The following is a 16897-nucleotide window of genomic DNA, read 5'->3' on the forward strand; positions in this document are numbered from 1 at the left end:
GAGTGATGTGGGCCACGCTACTCTTCGGGTAGGACACACTCAACGGCTCGGGAAAGGGAGAGTGCACCATGGCAGGATCCAAGCTCGCAGTGGTGGGCGCCGGGAGCGTCGGAACGTCGCTGGCATACGCCGCGCTGATCCGCGGCTCGGCGAGCAGCATCGCGCTGTACGACGTCAATACCCCCAAGGCAGAGGCCGAAGCCCTGGACCTTGCCCATGGCAGCCAGTTCGCCGCGGCGTCGGCCACCGTCACCGGTGGCGGGGATATCGCCGTGACGGAAGGCGCCGACGTCGTGGTCATCACGGCAGGTGCCAAGCAAAACCCCGGCCAGAGCCGGCTGGACCTTGCCGGCACCAATGTGCGGATCCTGGAGCAGCTGATGCCGCCGTTACTTGAACGTGCCCCGGACGCCGTCTATGTCCTGGTGACCAACCCCTGCGACGTCCTGACGGTGGCTGCCCAGCGCATCTCGGGGCTGCCACCGGAACGGATTTTCTCCTCCGGCACCGTGCTGGACACCTCCCGGCTGCGCTGGCTCCTGGCCCGCGAGGCGGGGGTTTCCGTCACCAGCGTCCATGCCAGCATGGTGGGAGAGCACGGGGACACGGAGTTCCCCTTGTGGTCCGGCGCCACGATCGGCCCGGTCCCCATCCGCGACTGGACGGTCGCCGGGGAGCGGATCTTCACGCCAGAATACCTCGCCAACACTGCGCGGGAAGTGGTCCAGGCGGCCTACAAGGTCATCGCGGGCAAGGGAGCCACGAACTACGCCATCGGCCTGTCCGGTGCCCGCATCGTGGAGGCGCTGCTCAGGGACGACAACGCTGTCCTTCCGGTTTCCACCGTGCTGTCAGGACTGTACGGGATTTCCGGGGTGGCACTGTCCCTTCCCAGCGTGGTGGGCAGGGGCGGGGTGCACCGCGTCCTGGAAACACCCATGGACGACGACGAGCTGGCAGCCCTGCGGCATTCCGCGGACACCCTGCGGAACACGATGGACAGGCTGGGGGTCTGATCCGTTTGCAGGATGCGGGCGGTCAACGTCATGCAACGCCACTGCAACCCCGCCCGGCAGCTGCTTCACATATGCTCACTTGGGATGGCCAAGCAGGCTCAACCACGACTGGCTCAATGACGAACCAACAGGAGTAACGCATGACCAACTGGCGGATCAGGGATTTCCACTCGGCGGACCTGGACGGGATCCTGCACCTGTGGGAGACCCTGAAGGCACACAACGTCGAACCCGTGTACGCCCTGTCCGAGGTCCTCGCGTCCTGCGAAAAAGACCATGCCGTGGTTGCCGTCCAGGGCGAACAGGTGGTGGGCGCCGCCGTCGGCCGGGCCGCGCACGACCAGGGCTGGATCGTCTTCCTGGCCACCCTCCCCGAGTACCGCGGCAGGGGCATCGGCACCTCGCTGCTCGCCGCCGTCGAAAACCGGATGGCCCCGCACGGCCTGAACAAGCTCTCAGCCCTGATGCCCGAGTCCGAAACCCGCGTTGAGGCCTTCCTGGGCCGCGGCTTCGCCCTGAAAAAAAACCTGCGCTACTTCGAGCGGACCATCCCTGTCCAGCGCCAGGAACTCGGAGCGCTGGGGCAGCTGGGCGGCCGCGTCCTGGCCCGCGACCTCTGGGAAAACGTGGCCGGCATGCGCAGGGAAAAGGAACTGTTGGAACGGCGCCTGGTGCTGCCGCTCGCCGAGGCGGACCTCGCCGATGAATTCGGCGTGGTGCCGCCGCGCGCCGTCGTCCTTTTCGGCCCTCCCGGCACCGGCAAGACCACCTTCGCCAAGGCCATCGCCTCCCGCCTGGAGTGGCCGTTCGTGGAGGTGTTCCCGTCCCGCCTGGCCGGCGACCCGCAGGGCCTGGCCGGCGCGCTGCGCGAGACCTTCCTGGAAATCGCCGAACTGGAGCACGCCGTGGTGTTCATCGACGAGGTGGAGGAGATCGCCTCGCAGCGCTCCGGGGAGCCGCCATCGCCGCTGCAGGGCGTCACCAACGAGCTGCTGAAGATCATCCCCGCGTTCCGTGAACAGCCGGGCCGGCTCCTGGTGTGCGCCACCAACTTCATCCGGGCCCTGGACTCGGCCTTCCTGCGCCACGGCCGGTTCGACTACGTCATCCCCATCGGACTGCCGGACCGGCAGGCGCGCGAGGCCATGTGGCAGCGCTTCATCCCCGCGGCCGTGGTGGACGCCGTGGACGTGGAGCTCCTGGTGGAACGCACCGAAGGGTTTTCCCCGGCGGACATCGAGTATGCCGCCCGCAGCGCTTCCCAGCGGGCGTTGGAAAAGGCAGTGTACGACGACGGCGGGCTGGCCTCCGGGGGCGACGTTTCCGTCCGTACGGCGGTCAGGAAGGGGCCGTCCACCCAGGACTACCTGGACGCCATCGGTGATACCCGCACCACCGTGAGCGCGGAGGTGCAGGCGGACTTCCTGGAGGACATCGAGGCGCTGGGTCGGGTTTAGCTCGGCGGCTTCCCATCGGACCTTTGCAGGGACTTTTGCCCCTTTGCCCGGTTTCTGCGGGACGCCAGAGTGGTGGTCATGGCAAAGATCCTGATCCCTTATGGAACCTCGGAGGGCCAAACGGCCCGCATCGCCGACTACATCTCTGACGTGCTGCAGGCCCACGGCCACCAGGCCGACACGCTGGACCTCAAGCACGCGGAGCACGACCTGCCGGACGGCTACGATGCCGTCATTGTGGGCGCCTCCGTCCATGCCGGGAAGCACGAAGGGTTCGTGGCCGACTTTGTCAGCCGGAACCGGTCCAGGCTTGAGAGCCTGCCGGGCGCCCTGTTCTCGGTCAGCCTTGCCGCCCACGGGGATCCGGAGGATGCGGAAAAGTACGTCGCGGAGTTCGAGGACAGCACCGGCTGGCAGCCTGACAAAGTGGCGATGTTCGGCGGTGCCCTTCTCTACACCCAGTACGGATTCCTGAAGCGCATGATGATGAAGAAGATCGTCAGCAGCCACGGCAACCCAGATACCGATACCGGCCGCGACTACATCTACACCGAATGGGACGGGGTGCGGCGGTTTGCGGAGGAGTTCCTGGTCTACGTGGACAGGAACCCTGGGCCGTCGTCGTAGCGAAGGTTCTCGTAGTCGGTGTCGTCGGCCTCGTCCAGCTGTGCGTCGAATTCCTCCAGAAGCCAGGGGTTGACCCGCGCCAGGATCTTCCGGACCTCGTCCACCTCCACGGCGGCGTAAAGCACGGGCCGGGCATCCCGGTACTTGGTCACCGGCGGCTTGTCCGGCCACTTCTCCGCCAGCGCCTGGACCCGCTCGGGCAGCGAGTTGTGGGCATTGTCCGCGATCTTGACCAGGGCGGCGTCATGGTCCTCGGCGATCTCACGGATACCGGACTGATAATCGTCCGGATTGCTGTGCAGGCGGTTGGTAACGCGCTCGATGATGTCCACGGAGCGCTCCGGGACACCCATGTCCAGCAACGCCTGCCGGGTCATTGGCGTGTCCTCGGCGATGTCGTGAAGGTAGCCGGCGATCCGGATCTCGTCGTCGAAGTCCGCCAGGGCGTCCCCGACCGCAAGGACATGGTCCCGGTAGGGCCGCTTCAGCTTGTCCTTCTGCCGGTTGTGGGCCACCTCGGCCAGGACCTTGGCGGTCTCCACCGTGAACGTGGGCGTGCGGACCTGGTCCGGCATGTGCTCGTCTGACATCCCACAAGCTTAGCCAGCGGAGACGCGGTCCATTCCGGTCCACACCCAGGGTTTGCGCGGCAGCCGTGCGGGGTCAAGTGAGGGCAGTGCCTGGTCCAGCGTTCCGGCGGGCAGTCCCAGGGACTCCAGCAGCAGGTCCCTCACTTCATGGGCAGCCACCCCGGTCTGGGCGAGGTCCGCCAAAGTGACTGCGCCATCACGCTTTGCCAGCCTCACGCCGTCGCGGTTCACCACCAACGGAACGTGCACATATTCCGGAACAGGAATACTGAGGAGCGAGGCGAGGTAGGCCTGCCGCGGCGTGGAGGGGAGCAGGTCGTCCCCACGGACCACCTGGTCTATGCCCTGCGCAGCATCATCCACTACCACGGCAAGGTTGTAGGCAGTGACGCCATCGTTCCGGCGCAGCACGAAATCGTCCACCGCCGCCGTAAATGCACCATGGAGGACATCCTGCACCGTATATTCCCGCACGTCCGCCCGCAGGCGTATGGCGGCCGGACGTGCGGCTCGCTTGTACTCCAGTTCCGCGGGCTCCAGGTCGCGGCACGTGCCTGGATAGGCTCCCAGCGGGGCATGCGGGGCGGACGGCGCCTCCTGGATCTCCCGGCGGGTACAGAAACACTCGTAGGTCAGGCCGGCCTGTCCGAGCCGGCTGATCGCGTCGGCGTAGAGGGCCCCGCGGTCCGTTTGCCGGACCACGTCGCCGTCCCAGGTGACGCCCACTGCCGCGAGGTCGCGCAGCTGCACCGCCTCCGCTCCTGCGCGGGCCCGGTCCAGGTCCTCCACCCGCAGCAGGAAGCGGCGTCCGGTGGAGCGGGCGAAAAGCCAGGCAAGGATTGCAGTCCGGAGGTTTCCTACATGGAGCTCACCGGAGGGGCTGGGGGCAAAACGGCCGGCGGAGGTCATGGATCAACCCTAGACGGAAGCACACAAGAGCCCCTCAGCTACCGATGACTCCGCCGGGTGCGGGCGTCGGTAGCTCAGGGGCTCTTGCCGTGTTTACAGAATGAGCGTGGTGTGAACAAGCGTCAATCAGCGGCGGCCTCCTTGCGGGAAGCTGTGTCCAGGTGCCGGGTGGTGTGCCGGGAAACCTGTAGCCTGCGCGGACCAGCGGTAGCTTTTGTCCTTGTTGCCACTATTCCAGCAGAGACCATACAGTTGGAACAACTGGCAGAACTTCAGTTGATCAGTCTGACTAATCCCTGCAGTTCCGAACGACAGGAAATGATCAGATTGCAGGAACTTGATGCCACGGACCGACGGATCCTGAATGCCCTGGACCAGGATCCCCGCGTCCCCATCATGGTGCTCGCGCAGCGGCTGGGCCTGGCCCGGGGGACCGTCCAAAGCCGGCTGGAGCGGATGACGGCGTCGGGAGCCCTCCGGCCCAACAGCAGCCGGGTGCTTCCGGCAGCACTTGGACGCGGGGTGGCCGCTGCGGTCAGCGCAGAGCTGGACCAGAGCCACCTGAACGAGGCCATCGCTGCCCTGCGTGACATCCCCGAGGTCCTGGAATGCCATGCACCGGCCGGCGATACCGATCTCCTCATCCGCGTGGTTGCCAAAAGCCCGGACGACCTCTACCGGGTCTCGGAGGAGATCCGGCTCTGCCCCGGCATCGTCCGCACGTCCACCAGCATGTTCCTGCGCGAGGTCATTCCATACCGGACCACAGGGCTCCTGCAGGACCAGTCGGAGTAGCCGGCAGCACCAGGGCAGCTCTCCCCATCGCCGCAGGAAAGATGCCCGGCTAGGCTGGCACGCGGGAGATCCAACAGCGGGGGACCAACAGGGGGACAACATGGCGGGGAACTTTTATGGCGGCGATGTGGCGCAGCTGCGGCAACTGGCCAAAGACCTTTCCGCCGGCGCCAACCGCCTCAACGCCCTGGGGCAGCAGCTCAGCAGCAGCGTTGGTTCCGGGCTCTGGAAAGGGCGCGACGGCGACAGGTTCCGCAGCGAGTGGACGTCATCCCACGCAAAGCTGCTGAGGTCGGCAACGGCAGGGCTGGAGTCGGCCGCCAGAGCAGTCCTGGCCAACGCGGACGAACAGGAGAAGGCGAGCACCACCGGATCGGGCGGCCCTGGCGGCAGCGGCTCTGGCGGCAGCGGCTCCGCTCAGGATCTGACAGACACACTGAACGGCATGACCCCTGCCGAACGGCGCGCCTACCTGCAAAGCGACGAATTCCGCCGGTGGGCCGAGGCCAACCCCGACGCCGCCAAGGCCGCCATGGATGCCGCCGCGGACTCGGGCCTGATCAGCAAGAACTCCAGGGGGTACCAGGACTTCCTCAACTCTTACTGGAACCGGCAGGCGATGCTGGAGATGGGTATTGATCCTACTGACTGGGACACGTCAAAGGGTACGGAATACAACTGGGAGACCATTGCCAAGGTTTATGACTTCTACGGCCAGGCCTACCTTGCCAATCCGGACCTGCAGTGGGCAGGGATGGCCAACATGATCGGCCCGTCCTTCGCCGGCGGATTCCGGGACATGGCCATGCTGCGGGAGCTGGCCCAACAGATCACCGACAACCCCGCCTCCGACATTCCCCTTCCCATCCTGGACCAGCTGGAGCAGCTCGCAGGGATGACGGATGGTGAAATCCGGTTCTATGAAACCAGCATGCTGGACATGAACAAGGAAATTTTCCTGGATCAGGCCCGCCAGCACCAGGCGTACCTGAACGGCGGCCTCGATGAAATCAACCGCCTTCGCGACTCCGGCGCCATTGACCAGGCCACGGCCAACGCCTGGGCGCAGATCGATTCGGGAGATCCCGGCCAGGTCCGGGAGGGCAACACAGCACTCCTGTACCGCGAGCAAAACGAAATCATCGCCGACGATTACGACACCATGCGCAGCCATCCCGGCGGCGAAGCGGTGACCTACATGGTGACGCTCGCCGGCGAACCCTCCATCCCGGGCGCCAGGAGCTACCCCGAAGTATTCCCGTTCAGCTTCAGCGTGGAAAGCCCAGGTCCGGAGAACATCCCCTTCACCAACTGGGACAACCCCGCACAGTTCCGCACCGACTTCACCACCGGCTTCCCGGACGGCAATATTGCCGATGCGGACCAGCGCTGGAATCTCATCAGGCAGGACACCCTCCCCGCCTACCAACACCTCCTGGCCACGGACCCGGACCGCGCCGCGCAGATCATCGGCTCGGACTTCGACGGCCGCGTGGACCAGTACCGCCCCACCAACAACATTCAGGGCATCATGGACCGGTTCCTTGACGGGTTTGACGCGGAGGTCCACCAGTGAGTGCGCCACGCCGGGCCGCCGCACCGGGCGGCGGTGCCGCCGTCGTCATTGCCCTCCTCCCAATCCTTGTCCTGACCGGATGCCAGGCCACCGCCCCGGCCCCCGCCGATCCGACTGCCGCCACATCACCTTCTGCAGGGAGCACCATGAAAACCTCCTCTTTCTCCACCCTTGACGCCGCCGGCGTGGAAAACATCCGCGCCACCAGGACTGCCCGGCTGGATATGAGCTCCGGGCGCCTGGAGAAGGACGCCGTCCGCGTGACCAAGGACAGCTACGGCCCTGAAATCAACACCCGCGGCTCGGGCAAGATCAGCCTCAGCATCCTGGCACCCAACGGCGAAATCACCGCCGAAACAGACCGGATGCGTTTCAACACCGTGGACACCCGTACAGACTTCAGCGAGGTCACCTACTTCCTCACCGCCAGCTCTGCAGACGAGTACTTTGGGCTGATCCGGGATGGCGTCCGGCGGTACGGGATATCCGCGGAATCGGCTGAAGAATGGATCAGCAGCACCCAGGCGGACCCAGCCTCCAGGAGCGATTTCTCCATCACGCCCGGAACAGACACCGGGCTCACGGTGAACTACGATCTTCGCTACGACGGCAGCAAGGACACGCAGGTGATCATCGTTCACATCCTGCCCGCGTCCTGACCCGCCGGATCCGGCTCCTAGACCGGCGGGCCCGCGTTCGACTTCAGGTTCTTCATCACCAGCGTGGATGTCAGCCGCTCCACGCCGGGCAGGGACGTCAGCTCGGTGTCGTAGAAGCGCTGGTAGGCGGGCAGGTCCGCGGCGATCACCTTCAGCAGGTAGTCAGGTGAACCAAACAGCCGCTGCGCCTCCACAATGTTCGGGTTGTCCGCCACCCGGTTCTCGAAAATCTCCATGGTGGGCCGGTCCACCTGGCGGAGCGTGACGAACACAATCGCCTCGAACCCCAGGCCCACGGCGGCAGGGTCCACGTCCGCCTTGTAGCCGCGGATCACCCCGGATTGCTCCAGGTCGCGCAACCGCCGGTGGCACGGCGCCACGGTCAGGCCCACCTTTGCAGCGAGCGCGGTGGCAGTCATCCGGCCGTCCTCCTGGAGGTGGCGCAAAATATTCCTGTCGATTTGATCAAGCACGCAATAAACGTACTGCCTGCACCGCGGGGCTGGCGAAAACCGGACAGCACTTTTGGCGGGATTCTCCCTATGGTTGCTCCTGAGAGTCCGTCGACAGGAGAAACCCGATGAATCCGCAGCTGTTCCTGGCCTTCCTGGTGGTGGCCGCTGCCCTGGCCTGCACGCCGGGAGTGGACTGGGCCTACACCATCGCGGCGGGCCTTCGGCAGCGCAGTTTCGTCCCGGCCGTTGCCGGGCTTTGCGGCGGTTATGTCCTGCACACTGTCCTGCTGGTGGCCGGGTTGGCCGCCGTGCTGGCAGGCATGCCCGGCGTCCTGGGCTGGATTACCCTGGCCGGTGCGGGTTATCTGCTGTGGCTCGGAGTGGGGACCCTCCGTTCCTGGCGCGGCGCCAGCTTCAGCGCGGACGCAGCCGGCGCCGCCGGAACCCAGCTGCGCACCTTCCTGCAGGGGATGGGCACCAGCGGGATCAACCCCAAGGGACTGCTCTTCTACGTGGCCCTCATACCGCAGTTCGTCAGCTCCGAGGCCGCCCTGCCCGTGCCGGTGCAGTCCGGGCTGCTGGGCATGACGTTCGTGGCACTGGCAGGACTGGTCTACACCGTGGTTGCCCTGCTCTCGCGCACACTGCTGCAGAGCAGGCCGGGTGCTGCTCGGGCAGTAACCCTTGCCAGCGGCATCATCATGGTGGCTTTGGGGGCCGTGCTGCTCGGCGAGCAACTGCTGCCGTTCGCAGCCAGCCACATCCAGTAGCCGGCCGGGTTCCTAGTCCCCGTTCAGTTCCTTCCAGTCCTGCTCCCAGATCCGCCGCATTTCTTCGTCCTTGCGGATGGGCGCGGGGGCCTCCAGCTCGCGCTGCGGTTCCGGGTCCTCGCGCCGTTTTCCCCAGTCGCGGGGGTTCAGCGACCGCCGGCCCGATTCCAGCACGAGCAAAGCCCGGTCCGTCAGGGCGTCGTTGCGGAGCGCAAGGTGTGTCTTGCGGCGCCGGAGGACTTCGGCGATCGCCTGGTGCGCAGCATCGAGGCGGCCTTCCCGCCGCAGGGCGCGGGCGCGGACCAGCAGCAGGGCGGCGGAGAGGTCGTCCGCGTTCAGCAGTCCCTCCGTCCAGTCGATGACGGTGCGGCTTCGGCCCAAGGTGAGGGCCAGGGAGCAGCGGGCCAGGGCCATGGGGAGCGACGGCGGCAGCCCGGTCAGTGCGTCGAGCGCGGCTTCGGTGCGGCCGGTCTCGCGCAGTGAATGGGACAGGGCAAGGAACACGGATTCTTCGCTGAACAGGACGGGGATCTCCACCCGCTCGGCCAGTTCGATCCGGGTGACAATCCGGGTGAGGTAGGTCGATGAGTAGCGGTTGGCTTCGTCGTCGTTCCGGGTGGTGAGCCCGCGTTGTAGGAGCTCGGACGCACGCAGGTAGCCGCCGTGCTTGTACACCAGGAGCCCGCCCATGAGGTAGCAGAGGCCGGCCCATCCAGGATAGGCACGGGCCAGGGTGATCAGGCGTTCCGGTTCGCGGCTGGTGAAGACGGCTTCGTGGACCACCTTGGCGGGCTTGGGCAGCAGCCGCTTGAGCCGCGGCACCTCGCCGTCGATGGACAGCAGGGCAGGGTTGCGGCCGCCCAGGACGCCGGTCAGCAGGCCGCCCACTCCCCCGGCCAGGTCGTGGACCGGGGTGCGCAGCTGCGCCTGCCCGAAAGGGGTGAGGTCGCGGCTGTCCCAATAGATCGGTGCGGTGTCCCCGGCGCTCATCTTTCCATGCTAATTGTCCGGCTTCCTCGCCATGAACCATTCGGTAAAGGCGCTGGCGCGGCCGGATCCGTCGAATGTGACGACCCACAGGTTGTCGTACATGGGGCGTCCACCCGAGTAGGTGGTGACGCCTTGGACAAAGGCGGTGGACCCCTCGCAGCCCAGCAGTTCCCAGGTGAACGTCCAGTCCGCGGGCTCGTCACGTGCCGCGAGCCAGCCCTGGATGATCCCGTCCTGGCCCCGCCAGGGTTCGGGATCGCGGGGACGCGTCTCGTAGAGCGCGTCCGGGGTGAAGAGGGCGCGGATGTCCTCCGGGCCGTTGCTGGTCCAGGCAGCCTGGTATTTTTCCATCCAGGACCAGATGAAGTCGCGGGCTGAAGCGAGTTGGGTCATTATCCGGTTGTACCCGCGGAACATCCCGCGCGCAACAACCGGTTCAGCCGTTGGCGGCGGCGATCCACACGCCGATCACCCAGGTGCTGGCGGCAAGGCAGGCGAGCCCGAATTCCGCCAGCATCCCCAGCCCGGTGGCCTTCAGGGCAGCCCAGCTGGACCTCGCCGCCGTCGAAAAATCCCGTGTCCGGGTGTACTCGCTGAGGAGGAGCCCGGCCGCGAAGCCAACGAAAAGGCCCACCACCGGGATGATAAACATCCCCACCACGCCCGCCACAACGGCCACCACGATGCTGCGGCTGGGAATGGCGTGCTGCTTGAGCTTCCTGCCAGTGAGGACAGCGCCCGCGGTCATCCCCGCGGCGACAAAGATCATGGCCACCGCGAACACCACCCACCCTGCCGTCCCGGCGCCGCCCCAGATGGCCCAGGCCAGCAGGCTCAGGCCGATGAGGACGCTGCCGGGCAGGACGGGAATGATGGTACCGGCCACCCCCACCAGGATTGCCAGGCCGCACAGGATGGTCACTACGGTCTCGGAGCTCATGGACCCCAGTCTAGGGGCCGGTCCTTAATGCCCGACGGCGGCGCCTCCTTTGGGAAAGGAGGCACCGCCGTCGTGGTTTTTGCCGAAAAGACGCTACTCCGCTTCGACTGCCGCGGCCACGGCGGCGGTGACCGCCGGTGCCACCCGCGGGTCCAGCGGGCTGGGGACGATGTAGTCGGCCGAGAGGTCTTCGGCGGCGAGCCCGGCGATGGCGCGCGCTGCTGCGAGCTTCATGGCGGGCGTAATGCGGCGGGCACCGGCGTCGAGGGCGCCGCGGAAGATGCCGGGGAACGCCAGGACATTATTGATCTGGTTGGGGAAGTCGCTGCGGCCGGTGGCCACCACGGCGGCGTACTTTACGGCCACCTCGGGAAGGACTTCGGGGTCCGGGTTGGACAGGGCGAACACGATGGCGTCCTGGTTCATCGAGGCCAGGTGTGCCTCGTCCAGCTTTGAGGAGGAGACGCCGATGAACACGTCGGCACCGGCCAGGGCCTCGGCAGGTCCGCCGGTGACGCCGCGGGGGTTGCTGCGGCCGGCAATGTCGGCCTTCTTGCTCGCCGGGTCCGCGGCAAGGTCCTTGCGGCTGCTGTTGATGACGCCGCGGGAGTCGAGCAGGACGACGTCGGTGATCCCGGCTGCGAGCAGGATTTCGGCGACGGCGATCCCCGCCGCACCGGCGCCGGACACCACCACCTTCAGGCCTTCGAGGCCCCGGCCGGTCACCTTGGCGGCGTTGGTCAGCGCGGCAAGGGCAACGACGGCCGTCCCGTGCTGGTCGTCGTGCATGACCGGGCAGTCAAGGGCTTCGATCAGCTTTTCCTCAAGCTCAAAGCAGCGCGGCGCCGAGATGTCCTCGAGGTTGACGGCGCCAAAGCTGGGGCGCAGGCGGACCAGGGTTTCCACGATCTCGTCCACGTCCGTGGTGTTGAGGACCAGGGGGATGGAGTCGAGATCGCCGAAGGTCTTGAAGAGGGCGGACTTGCCTTCCATGACGGGCAGCGAGGCGCTGGCGCCGATGTTGCCCAGGCCCAGGACGGCAGTGCCGTCGCTGACGACGACCACCAGGCGCTCGGCCCAGGTCAGGGTGCGGGCCAGTTCGGGCTTTGCGTGGATGGCCCGGCTGACCTCGGCCACTCCGGGGGTGTAGGCGATGGACAGGTCCCGCTTGTTGGACAGCGGAACAGTGCTGGTCACGGAGAGCTTGCCGCCCTGGTGGGCGCTGAAGATTTCGTCTTCGGTCAGGGCCGTGGCTGCGGAACTGTCGGTGGCTGTGAATGCGTCAATGGACACGTCGTTGTCTCCTGGTGCTCGCCGTGGGCGCACGGCGCATGGGGCTGGAGCCCGGCCGGGCCCAAGCGGGGAAAGTAGTGCGGCAGCAAACCCAGGGGTGGCGGGTCCGTGGGAACGCCGGGGATGTTTCCGCCCTGCCGCTCCGGTCCCCCATGGTAGGCAGCCCGGGAAGGGCGATTTTGTCCTCCTTGACAAGGTTCAGCGGAGACAAAACGTTTAACCAGCCGTTTTAGTGACCTACCTCACGGCATTATGGCGTATTTAATACCTTTTTGGTCTAGACCAGTTACGCAGACTTGGCCACTGTGAAGCCCGCCCCTGCCGCACGGGACAGCCTTCCGCACGCCTTTTTCAGGTCCTCCTCGGCTTCGAAGAGGGACAACCGTCGGTTGCGCACGGACTGGACCAGACCAGTGACCGTCAGGAGGAGGACCCTCGCCCCCACGGCGTCACCGCAGGCGCCGGCGACGAGCTTCTCACTGAGTGCATCAATCTCACGCAGGAGTTCCGTGGTGTCCTTTTCCGGGTGGTACACGCCCCTGCTGAGGCATTGCTCCACGGCGGGTTGCATGACGCGCATGTGGAAGATCTCCATCAGCAGCCCGGACAGTGCACGGCCGCGGAAGCGTGGGGACGAGCCCCTGGTTCCGGCCTGCAGCTCATCCAGCTGCTGGCGGTACAGCGCCAGCATCAGGTGGGTGGGGGACGGAAAGTAACGGTAGAGGGTGCCCAGCGGGACGTCTGCTTTTTCTGCCACCCGGGAAAGTTCCACGGCATCCAGTCCCGTACGGGCGAACCCGGCGGCGGTGTCCAGGATCCGGGTGTAGCGGAGGCGCTGGCGCGGAGCGGAAGGCCGGGCGGCCATGGGCGGATGGTCTGAAAAAGTCTCGGGCATCAGCATTCCGGGGTTGTGATTTAGGGACTGCGGCCAGGAGCGCCCCCACTTCCGTACCGCCCTGCAGCCGGGTTCAACTATACGGCACAGCAATGTGCCCTAATTAGTCAGCGGCCTTAGTTTTGGGCCACCGGCCGGTCAGTCGACGCCCTTGATTTTCACCACGAAGACCGCGCCCAGCAGCCCGATGGCCGCGGCCGTGAGGAACAATGTCCGGTAGCCGCCACCGTAGGTCACTGCCAGCAGCGCCAGTGCCGGAGCAACCACCTGCGGGAGCGAGTTGGCCACATTGATGACCCCCATGTCCTTGCCCCGGCTCGCAGCGAACGGCAGGACCTGGGTCAGCAGCGCAAAGTCCACGGCCAGGTAGGCCCCAAAGCCGATGCCCAGGACGGCGGCGCCGGCGAGCGCGCCGGGCCAGACCGGAAAGAACGCCATGATGGCGCCGGCCATGGCGATGGTGGCGGAGGAGCCGATGACGAACGGTTTCCGCCTGCCCACCCGGTCACTCCACGGTCCGGCCAGCACCGCAGTGATCATCACCATCACCGCGTAGATACCCGTCAGGACCAGCACCCCCGTGGCGGGATCCTCATGCCCGATGACGTCCCGCAGGAAGAAGAGCAGGTAGACGATGGTGAGCTGGTTTCCCACATTGACCAGGAAGCGGGTGAGCCAGGCCCAGGCGAAGTCCTGGTGGCGCCGCGGGCTGATCCAGAAGCCCCGCAGGAAGCGGCCCATCCGGAACCTGCCGGCTGCCCCCGCCGGCAGCGGCGGATCATCCCGGTGGAACAGGTACGGCAGCACGGACAGCAGCAGGGCCCCCGCACACAGCCAGTAGCCCACCAGGAAGTTCCCTGACACCACCGCGCCGAAGACGGCCCCCGCAAGGATCCCAAGGGTCTGGCCCATGGCCGCGAGGCCGCCCACTCCCCCGCGCTGGATGAGGGGCACCCGGTCCGGGACGGCCGCGGTGATGGCTGCGTAGGCGGCGTTGGCACCCAACTGCACCAGACACCAGAAAAGGACCATCAGGGACACCGCCGCCGAGAAGGACATGGCCAGAAGCGCCGCCGTGGCGAGGACTGCCCCGGCCAGCACCCATGGGGCGCGCCGGCCGAACCGCGAGGTGGTCCGGTCCGAGAGGGCACCGAAGAGCGGGTTGGCCACCAGCGAAACCGCCGCGCCGCAGGCAGTGACCAGCGAGAGGATGGCTTCCTTGGACGGCGCATCGATACTGATGGCCTGCTGGCCGATGAACACGTTGATGGGCCCGAAAAAGGCCGCATTGATGCCCACATTCACCAGCACCAGCCCGGTCACCCAGCGGGCGGAGACCTTCTGCACCGGCTCGGCGAGCGCCGCCGGGACTTTCCCTGCCGGTGTGCCGTCCAGCGGCGCAGGCGTATTGAACGGACTCATTGGCTTGGCTCCCCCTGATGCGGCCGGCTGACGGTGGAATCAGACTATCGTGGGCGGTACCTGGCCGCTTTGCGGCGGGTGCAATATGTGCATAATCCACCACTACGCGAGGAGAACAGGTGACCACACCAGCAGGAAACGGACCCACTTCAGCCGTGAACACTGCCGACCTTTACGATGAGCGCGGCGACCAGCTGGCGTCCGTTTCCCTGCAGTTCCAGTCCCTTGGCGGCCGCTCGCATTTCAGCGGCCCGGTCCGGACCATCCGCTGCTTCCAGGACAACGCCCTGGTGAAGTCCACGCTCGGTTCACCCGGTAACGGGGCGGTACTGGTGGTGGACGGCGGGGGCTCGCTGGGCACGGCCCTGATGGGGGACATGATTGCCGAAAGCGCCGTGGCGAACGGCTGGGCCGGCGTCGTCATCAACGGCGCCATCCGCGACCGGCTGGCCATCGCGGACCTGGACCTCGGCGTCAAGGCCCTGGGCAGCAACCCGAAGAAGAGCCAAAAGGCAGGCGCGGGTGAGGTTGACGTCGATGTGGTGATCGACGGCGTGACTTTCCGCCCCGGAGCCACCATCTGGTGCGACCCGGACGGCATTCTCGTGGAGCCGTAGCAGGAATATCGGCAGTGCGGGGAATAGAAACAACGAGTAAGATAGTTACTGAAAGCAACTATCGCTGCTTATATCCTTCCTTTTCCTTGGAGCACCCATGTCCAAAGCCACTGCCGCGCCCCGCGCCGGAGAAGTCCTGACGCAACGCCAGATTGTCACCGTCATGGTGGGCCTGATGCTGGGCATGTTCCTGGCATCCCTTGACCAGACCATCGTCTCCACCTCCATCTACACCATCGCCAATGACCTGGACGGGCTCTCCCTGCAGGCGTGGGCCACCACGGCGTACCTGATCACCTCCACCGTCAGCACGCCGCTGTACGGCAAGCTGAGCGACATCTTCGGACGCCGCCCGCTCTACCTGACGGCAATCGTCGTCTTCCTGGTGGGCTCGCTGTACGCCGGCTCCGTCCACTCGATGACCGAACTCGCGGTTGCCCGCGGCATCCAGGGCCTGGGTGCCGGCGGCCTGCTGGCCCTGGCACTGACCATCATCGGCGACATCGTCTCGCTCAGGGACCGGGCCAAGTTCCAGGGCTACTTCATGTCCGTGTTCGGCATTTCCTCGGTCCTGGGCCCGGTGGTGGGCGGTGCATTCGCCGGCTCCTCGAACATCCTGGGCTTCGATGGCTGGCGCTGGGTCTTCTTCATCAACATCCCCATTGGGCTCGCTGCCCTGACGGTGGTATTCCTGTTCCTGCACCTGCCGGCGAAGCACCTGAAGCAAAAGATCGACTACTGGGGCGCCGCCGCCATCACCGTAGCCATCGTTCCGCTCCTCCTGGTGGCTGAGCAGGGCCGCACCTGGGGCTGGACCTCCCTGAACTCCTTCCTCTGCTACGGCCTGGGCGTGGTGGGCATTGCCTGGTTCCTGCTGGCGGAAAAGCGTGCCGGCGACTATGCCCTGATTCCCCTGCGGCTCTTCCATAACGTCACGTTCGGGCTGTCCTCGCTGCTGAACTTCATCATCGGCATCGGCATGTTCGGTGCCATCGCCATGCTCCCGATGTACCTCCAGCTGGTCAAGGGACTCACCCCCACCGAGGCCGGCCTGATGATGATCACCTTCACCGTGGGCATTCTGTTCGGCTCCATCACGGCAGGGCGCACCATCTCGGCCTCCGGCACGTTCCGCATCTTCCCCATCATGGGCACCGGCATCCTGACCGCGGCCGCCCTGGTGATGGGCTTCTCGCTGGCAGTGGACACCGAACTCTGGGTACCCGGCCTGATCGCCGTGTTCTTCGGCCTGGGCCTGGGCTTCTGCATGCAGCCGCTCACCCTGGCCATGCAGACCTCGGTGCCGCCGCGGGACATGGGCGTGGGAACCTCCTCCGCAGCCTTCTTCCGCTCCATGGGTGGCGCCGTGGGTACCGCCGTCTTCATCTCCATGCTCTTCAGCCTGGCCGCCAGCCGGATCGCCGACGGCATGAAGACCGCCGCCACCGATCCCGCCTACCTGGCCGTCCTCAAGGACCCTGCCGTCGCGTCGGACCCCGCCAACGCCAAGCTGTATGAATTCTTCAGGAACGGCGCCTCCAATGACTCCCTGAATGACACCAGCTGGCTGCACACCGCCAACAGCACGCTGACCCGGCCCATCACCGAGGGCTTTGCCACGTCCATCGACACCGTGATGCTGACGGCGGCGGCGCTCACCGGCCTGGCGTTCCTCATCAGCTTTGCCCTTCCCCGCAAGAAGCTGACCGACCAGAAGGCATCCCCGCAGGCCAAGGACAACATGGAAATTCCGGCGCACTGACCGGCAGCGCATGGGTGGGACGACGACGGCGGCACGGCCCGCCGTCGTCGTCCTGCGTTTAAGGGGCAACAGGCGCCAAGTGGAACCTCGGGCGGTGACGTGCCACACTGTTTAGCGCGTGTGC

Annotated in this window: 18 protein-coding genes; 9 read left to right on the forward strand and 9 right to left on the reverse strand. The window is 66.3% G+C overall.

Translation table 11 applies throughout. The features are described from left to right. The first annotated feature begins 68 nt into the window (after positions 1 to 68). From FBY33_RS04230 to FBY33_RS04240, 3 genes are all read left to right on the forward strand, one after another. Complete coding sequence (locus FBY33_RS04230; protein WP_142029438.1) at positions 69 to 1016, forward strand: L-lactate dehydrogenase; 948 nt, start codon at positions 69 to 71, stop codon at positions 1014 to 1016. 140 nt (positions 1017 to 1156) lie between these two features. Then, positions 1157 to 2473, forward strand: coding sequence for an ATP-binding protein (locus FBY33_RS04235; RefSeq protein ID WP_056335586.1), 1317 nt, complete (start codon positions 1157 to 1159; stop codon positions 2471 to 2473). A gap of 78 nt (positions 2474 to 2551) precedes the next feature. Then, positions 2552 to 3100, forward strand: coding sequence for a flavodoxin domain-containing protein (locus tag FBY33_RS04240; protein ID WP_142029439.1), 549 nt, complete (start codon positions 2552 to 2554; stop codon positions 3098 to 3100). Here the strand turns inward: FBY33_RS04240 and FBY33_RS04245 are convergent. Together FBY33_RS04245 and gluQRS are read right to left on the reverse strand one after the other, a co-directional pair. Next, on the reverse strand, positions 3067 to 3690 hold the full coding sequence (locus FBY33_RS04245) for an HD domain-containing protein (protein ID WP_142029440.1): 624 nt from the start codon (positions 3688 to 3690) through the stop codon (positions 3067 to 3069). The two genes, FBY33_RS04240 and FBY33_RS04245, sit on opposite strands and share 34 nt — an antisense overlap. Positions 3691 to 3699: 9 nt before the next feature. Then, the gene (gene gluQRS / locus FBY33_RS04250; RefSeq protein WP_142029441.1) at positions 3700 to 4599 is read right to left on the reverse strand and encodes a tRNA glutamyl-Q(34) synthetase GluQRS; all 900 of its coding nucleotides are present in this window, start codon (positions 4597 to 4599) and stop codon (positions 3700 to 3702) included. 318 nt (positions 4600 to 4917) lie between these two features. On the opposite strand from gluQRS, the gene FBY33_RS04255 reads away from it, so the two are divergent. The 3 genes from FBY33_RS04255 to FBY33_RS04265 all read left to right on the forward strand — a co-directional run bounded on the left by FBY33_RS04255 (position 4918) and on the right by FBY33_RS04265 (position 7629). Then, a complete protein-coding gene (locus FBY33_RS04255; protein WP_142029442.1) occupies positions 4918 to 5394 on the forward strand; it encodes an Lrp/AsnC family transcriptional regulator in 477 nt (158 codons plus the stop codon). A gap of 100 nt (positions 5395 to 5494) precedes the next feature. Further along, positions 5495 to 6970, forward strand: a complete 1476-nt coding sequence (locus FBY33_RS04260) for a WXG100 family type VII secretion target (RefSeq protein ID WP_142029443.1) — start codon at positions 5495 to 5497, stop codon at positions 6968 to 6970. Then, the gene (locus FBY33_RS04265) at positions 6967 to 7629 is read left to right on the forward strand and encodes a hypothetical protein (RefSeq protein ID WP_142029444.1); all 663 of its coding nucleotides are present in this window, start codon (positions 6967 to 6969) and stop codon (positions 7627 to 7629) included. The genes FBY33_RS04260 and FBY33_RS04265 overlap by 4 nt, the downstream gene beginning before the upstream one ends. Before the next feature lie 17 nt (positions 7630 to 7646). Here the strand turns inward: FBY33_RS04265 and FBY33_RS04270 are convergent, their stop codons facing one another. Next, positions 7647 to 8102: an Lrp/AsnC family transcriptional regulator gene (locus FBY33_RS04270; RefSeq protein ID WP_056335603.1), complete on the reverse strand. Its 456-nt coding sequence runs from the start codon at positions 8100 to 8102 to the stop codon at positions 7647 to 7649. 107 nt (positions 8103 to 8209) lie between these two features. Between FBY33_RS04270 and FBY33_RS04275 the strand changes: the two genes are divergently transcribed. Further along, positions 8210 to 8854: a LysE family translocator gene (locus tag FBY33_RS04275; RefSeq protein WP_142029445.1), complete on the forward strand. Its 645-nt coding sequence runs from the start codon at positions 8210 to 8212 to the stop codon at positions 8852 to 8854. 12 nt (positions 8855 to 8866) lie between these two features. Here FBY33_RS04275 and FBY33_RS04280 read toward each other — a convergent pair whose 3' ends face one another. The 6 genes from FBY33_RS04280 to FBY33_RS04305 all read right to left on the reverse strand — a co-directional run bounded on the left by FBY33_RS04280 (position 8867) and on the right by FBY33_RS04305 (position 14394). Continuing rightward, a complete protein-coding gene (locus FBY33_RS04280; RefSeq protein ID WP_142029446.1) occupies positions 8867 to 9844 on the reverse strand; it encodes a hypothetical protein in 978 nt (325 codons plus the stop codon). Positions 9845 to 9853: 9 nt separating this feature from the next. Then, positions 9854 to 10237 carry a nuclear transport factor 2 family protein gene (locus tag FBY33_RS04285; RefSeq protein ID WP_142029447.1) on the reverse strand — a complete coding sequence of 128 codons (384 nt, stop codon included), beginning with the start codon at positions 10235 to 10237 and terminating at the stop codon, positions 9854 to 9856. 43 nt (positions 10238 to 10280) lie between these two features. Beyond that, entirely contained in the window at positions 10281 to 10784 is a 504-nt protein-coding gene (locus FBY33_RS04290) for a DUF456 domain-containing protein (protein ID WP_142029448.1), read from the reverse strand. A 93-nt stretch (positions 10785 to 10877) separates the two neighbouring features. Beyond that, positions 10878 to 12077 (reverse strand): NAD(P)-dependent malic enzyme, encoded by a 1200-nt coding sequence (locus tag FBY33_RS04295; protein ID WP_142029449.1) that lies wholly within the window; start codon positions 12075 to 12077, stop codon positions 10878 to 10880. A 286-nt stretch (positions 12078 to 12363) separates the two neighbouring features. Then, positions 12364 to 12972 (reverse strand): TetR/AcrR family transcriptional regulator, encoded by a 609-nt coding sequence (locus FBY33_RS04300; RefSeq protein ID WP_142029450.1) that lies wholly within the window; start codon positions 12970 to 12972, stop codon positions 12364 to 12366. Positions 12973 to 13110: 138 nt separating this feature from the next. Then, positions 13111 to 14394 (reverse strand): MFS transporter, encoded by a 1284-nt coding sequence (locus tag FBY33_RS04305; protein ID WP_142029451.1) that lies wholly within the window; start codon positions 14392 to 14394, stop codon positions 13111 to 13113. A gap of 119 nt (positions 14395 to 14513) precedes the next feature. On the opposite strand from FBY33_RS04305, the gene rraA reads away from it, so the two are divergent. Further along, positions 14514 to 15011 (forward strand): ribonuclease E activity regulator RraA, encoded by a 498-nt coding sequence (gene rraA / locus FBY33_RS04310; protein ID WP_142029452.1) that lies wholly within the window; start codon positions 14514 to 14516, stop codon positions 15009 to 15011. A gap of 97 nt (positions 15012 to 15108) precedes the next feature. After that, positions 15109 to 16773 (forward strand): MDR family MFS transporter, encoded by a 1665-nt coding sequence (locus tag FBY33_RS04315; RefSeq protein ID WP_142029453.1) that lies wholly within the window; start codon positions 15109 to 15111, stop codon positions 16771 to 16773. The last annotated feature ends 124 nt before the right edge of the window (positions 16774 to 16897 follow it).

Source organism: Arthrobacter sp. SLBN-112, assembly GCF_006715225.1.
Taxonomy (GTDB): domain Bacteria; phylum Actinomycetota; class Actinomycetes; order Actinomycetales; family Micrococcaceae; genus Arthrobacter.

Coding starts and splice junctions, on each gene's coding strand:
- FBY33_RS04290 (WP_142029448.1), bottom strand. CDS start 10,784: ATGAGCTCCGAGACCGTAGTGACCATCCTGTGCGGCCTGGCAATCCTG.
- FBY33_RS04240 (WP_142029439.1), top strand. CDS start 2,552: ATGGCAAAGATCCTGATCCCTTATGGAACCTCGGAGGGCCAAACGGCC.
- FBY33_RS04230 (WP_142029438.1), top strand. CDS start 69: ATGGCAGGATCCAAGCTCGCAGTGGTGGGCGCCGGGAGCGTCGGAACG.
- FBY33_RS04245 (WP_142029440.1), bottom strand. CDS start 3,690: ATGTCAGACGAGCACATGCCGGACCAGGTCCGCACGCCCACGTTCACG.
- FBY33_RS04300 (WP_142029450.1), bottom strand. CDS start 12,972: ATGCCCGAGACTTTTTCAGACCATCCGCCCATGGCCGCCCGGCCTTCC.
- FBY33_RS04305 (WP_142029451.1), bottom strand. CDS start 14,394: ATGAGTCCGTTCAATACGCCTGCGCCGCTGGACGGCACACCGGCAGGG.
- FBY33_RS04235 (WP_056335586.1), top strand. CDS start 1,157: ATGACCAACTGGCGGATCAGGGATTTCCACTCGGCGGACCTGGACGGG.
- FBY33_RS04315 (WP_142029453.1), top strand. CDS start 15,109: ATGTCCAAAGCCACTGCCGCGCCCCGCGCCGGAGAAGTCCTGACGCAA.
- FBY33_RS04285 (WP_142029447.1), bottom strand. CDS start 10,237: ATGACCCAACTCGCTTCAGCCCGCGACTTCATCTGGTCCTGGATGGAA.
- FBY33_RS04275 (WP_142029445.1), top strand. CDS start 8,210: ATGAATCCGCAGCTGTTCCTGGCCTTCCTGGTGGTGGCCGCTGCCCTG.
- FBY33_RS04280 (WP_142029446.1), bottom strand. CDS start 9,844: ATGAGCGCCGGGGACACCGCACCGATCTATTGGGACAGCCGCGACCTC.
- FBY33_RS04255 (WP_142029442.1), top strand. CDS start 4,918: ATGATCAGATTGCAGGAACTTGATGCCACGGACCGACGGATCCTGAAT.
- gluQRS (WP_142029441.1), bottom strand. CDS start 4,599: ATGACCTCCGCCGGCCGTTTTGCCCCCAGCCCCTCCGGTGAGCTCCAT.
- FBY33_RS04260 (WP_142029443.1), top strand. CDS start 5,495: ATGGCGGGGAACTTTTATGGCGGCGATGTGGCGCAGCTGCGGCAACTG.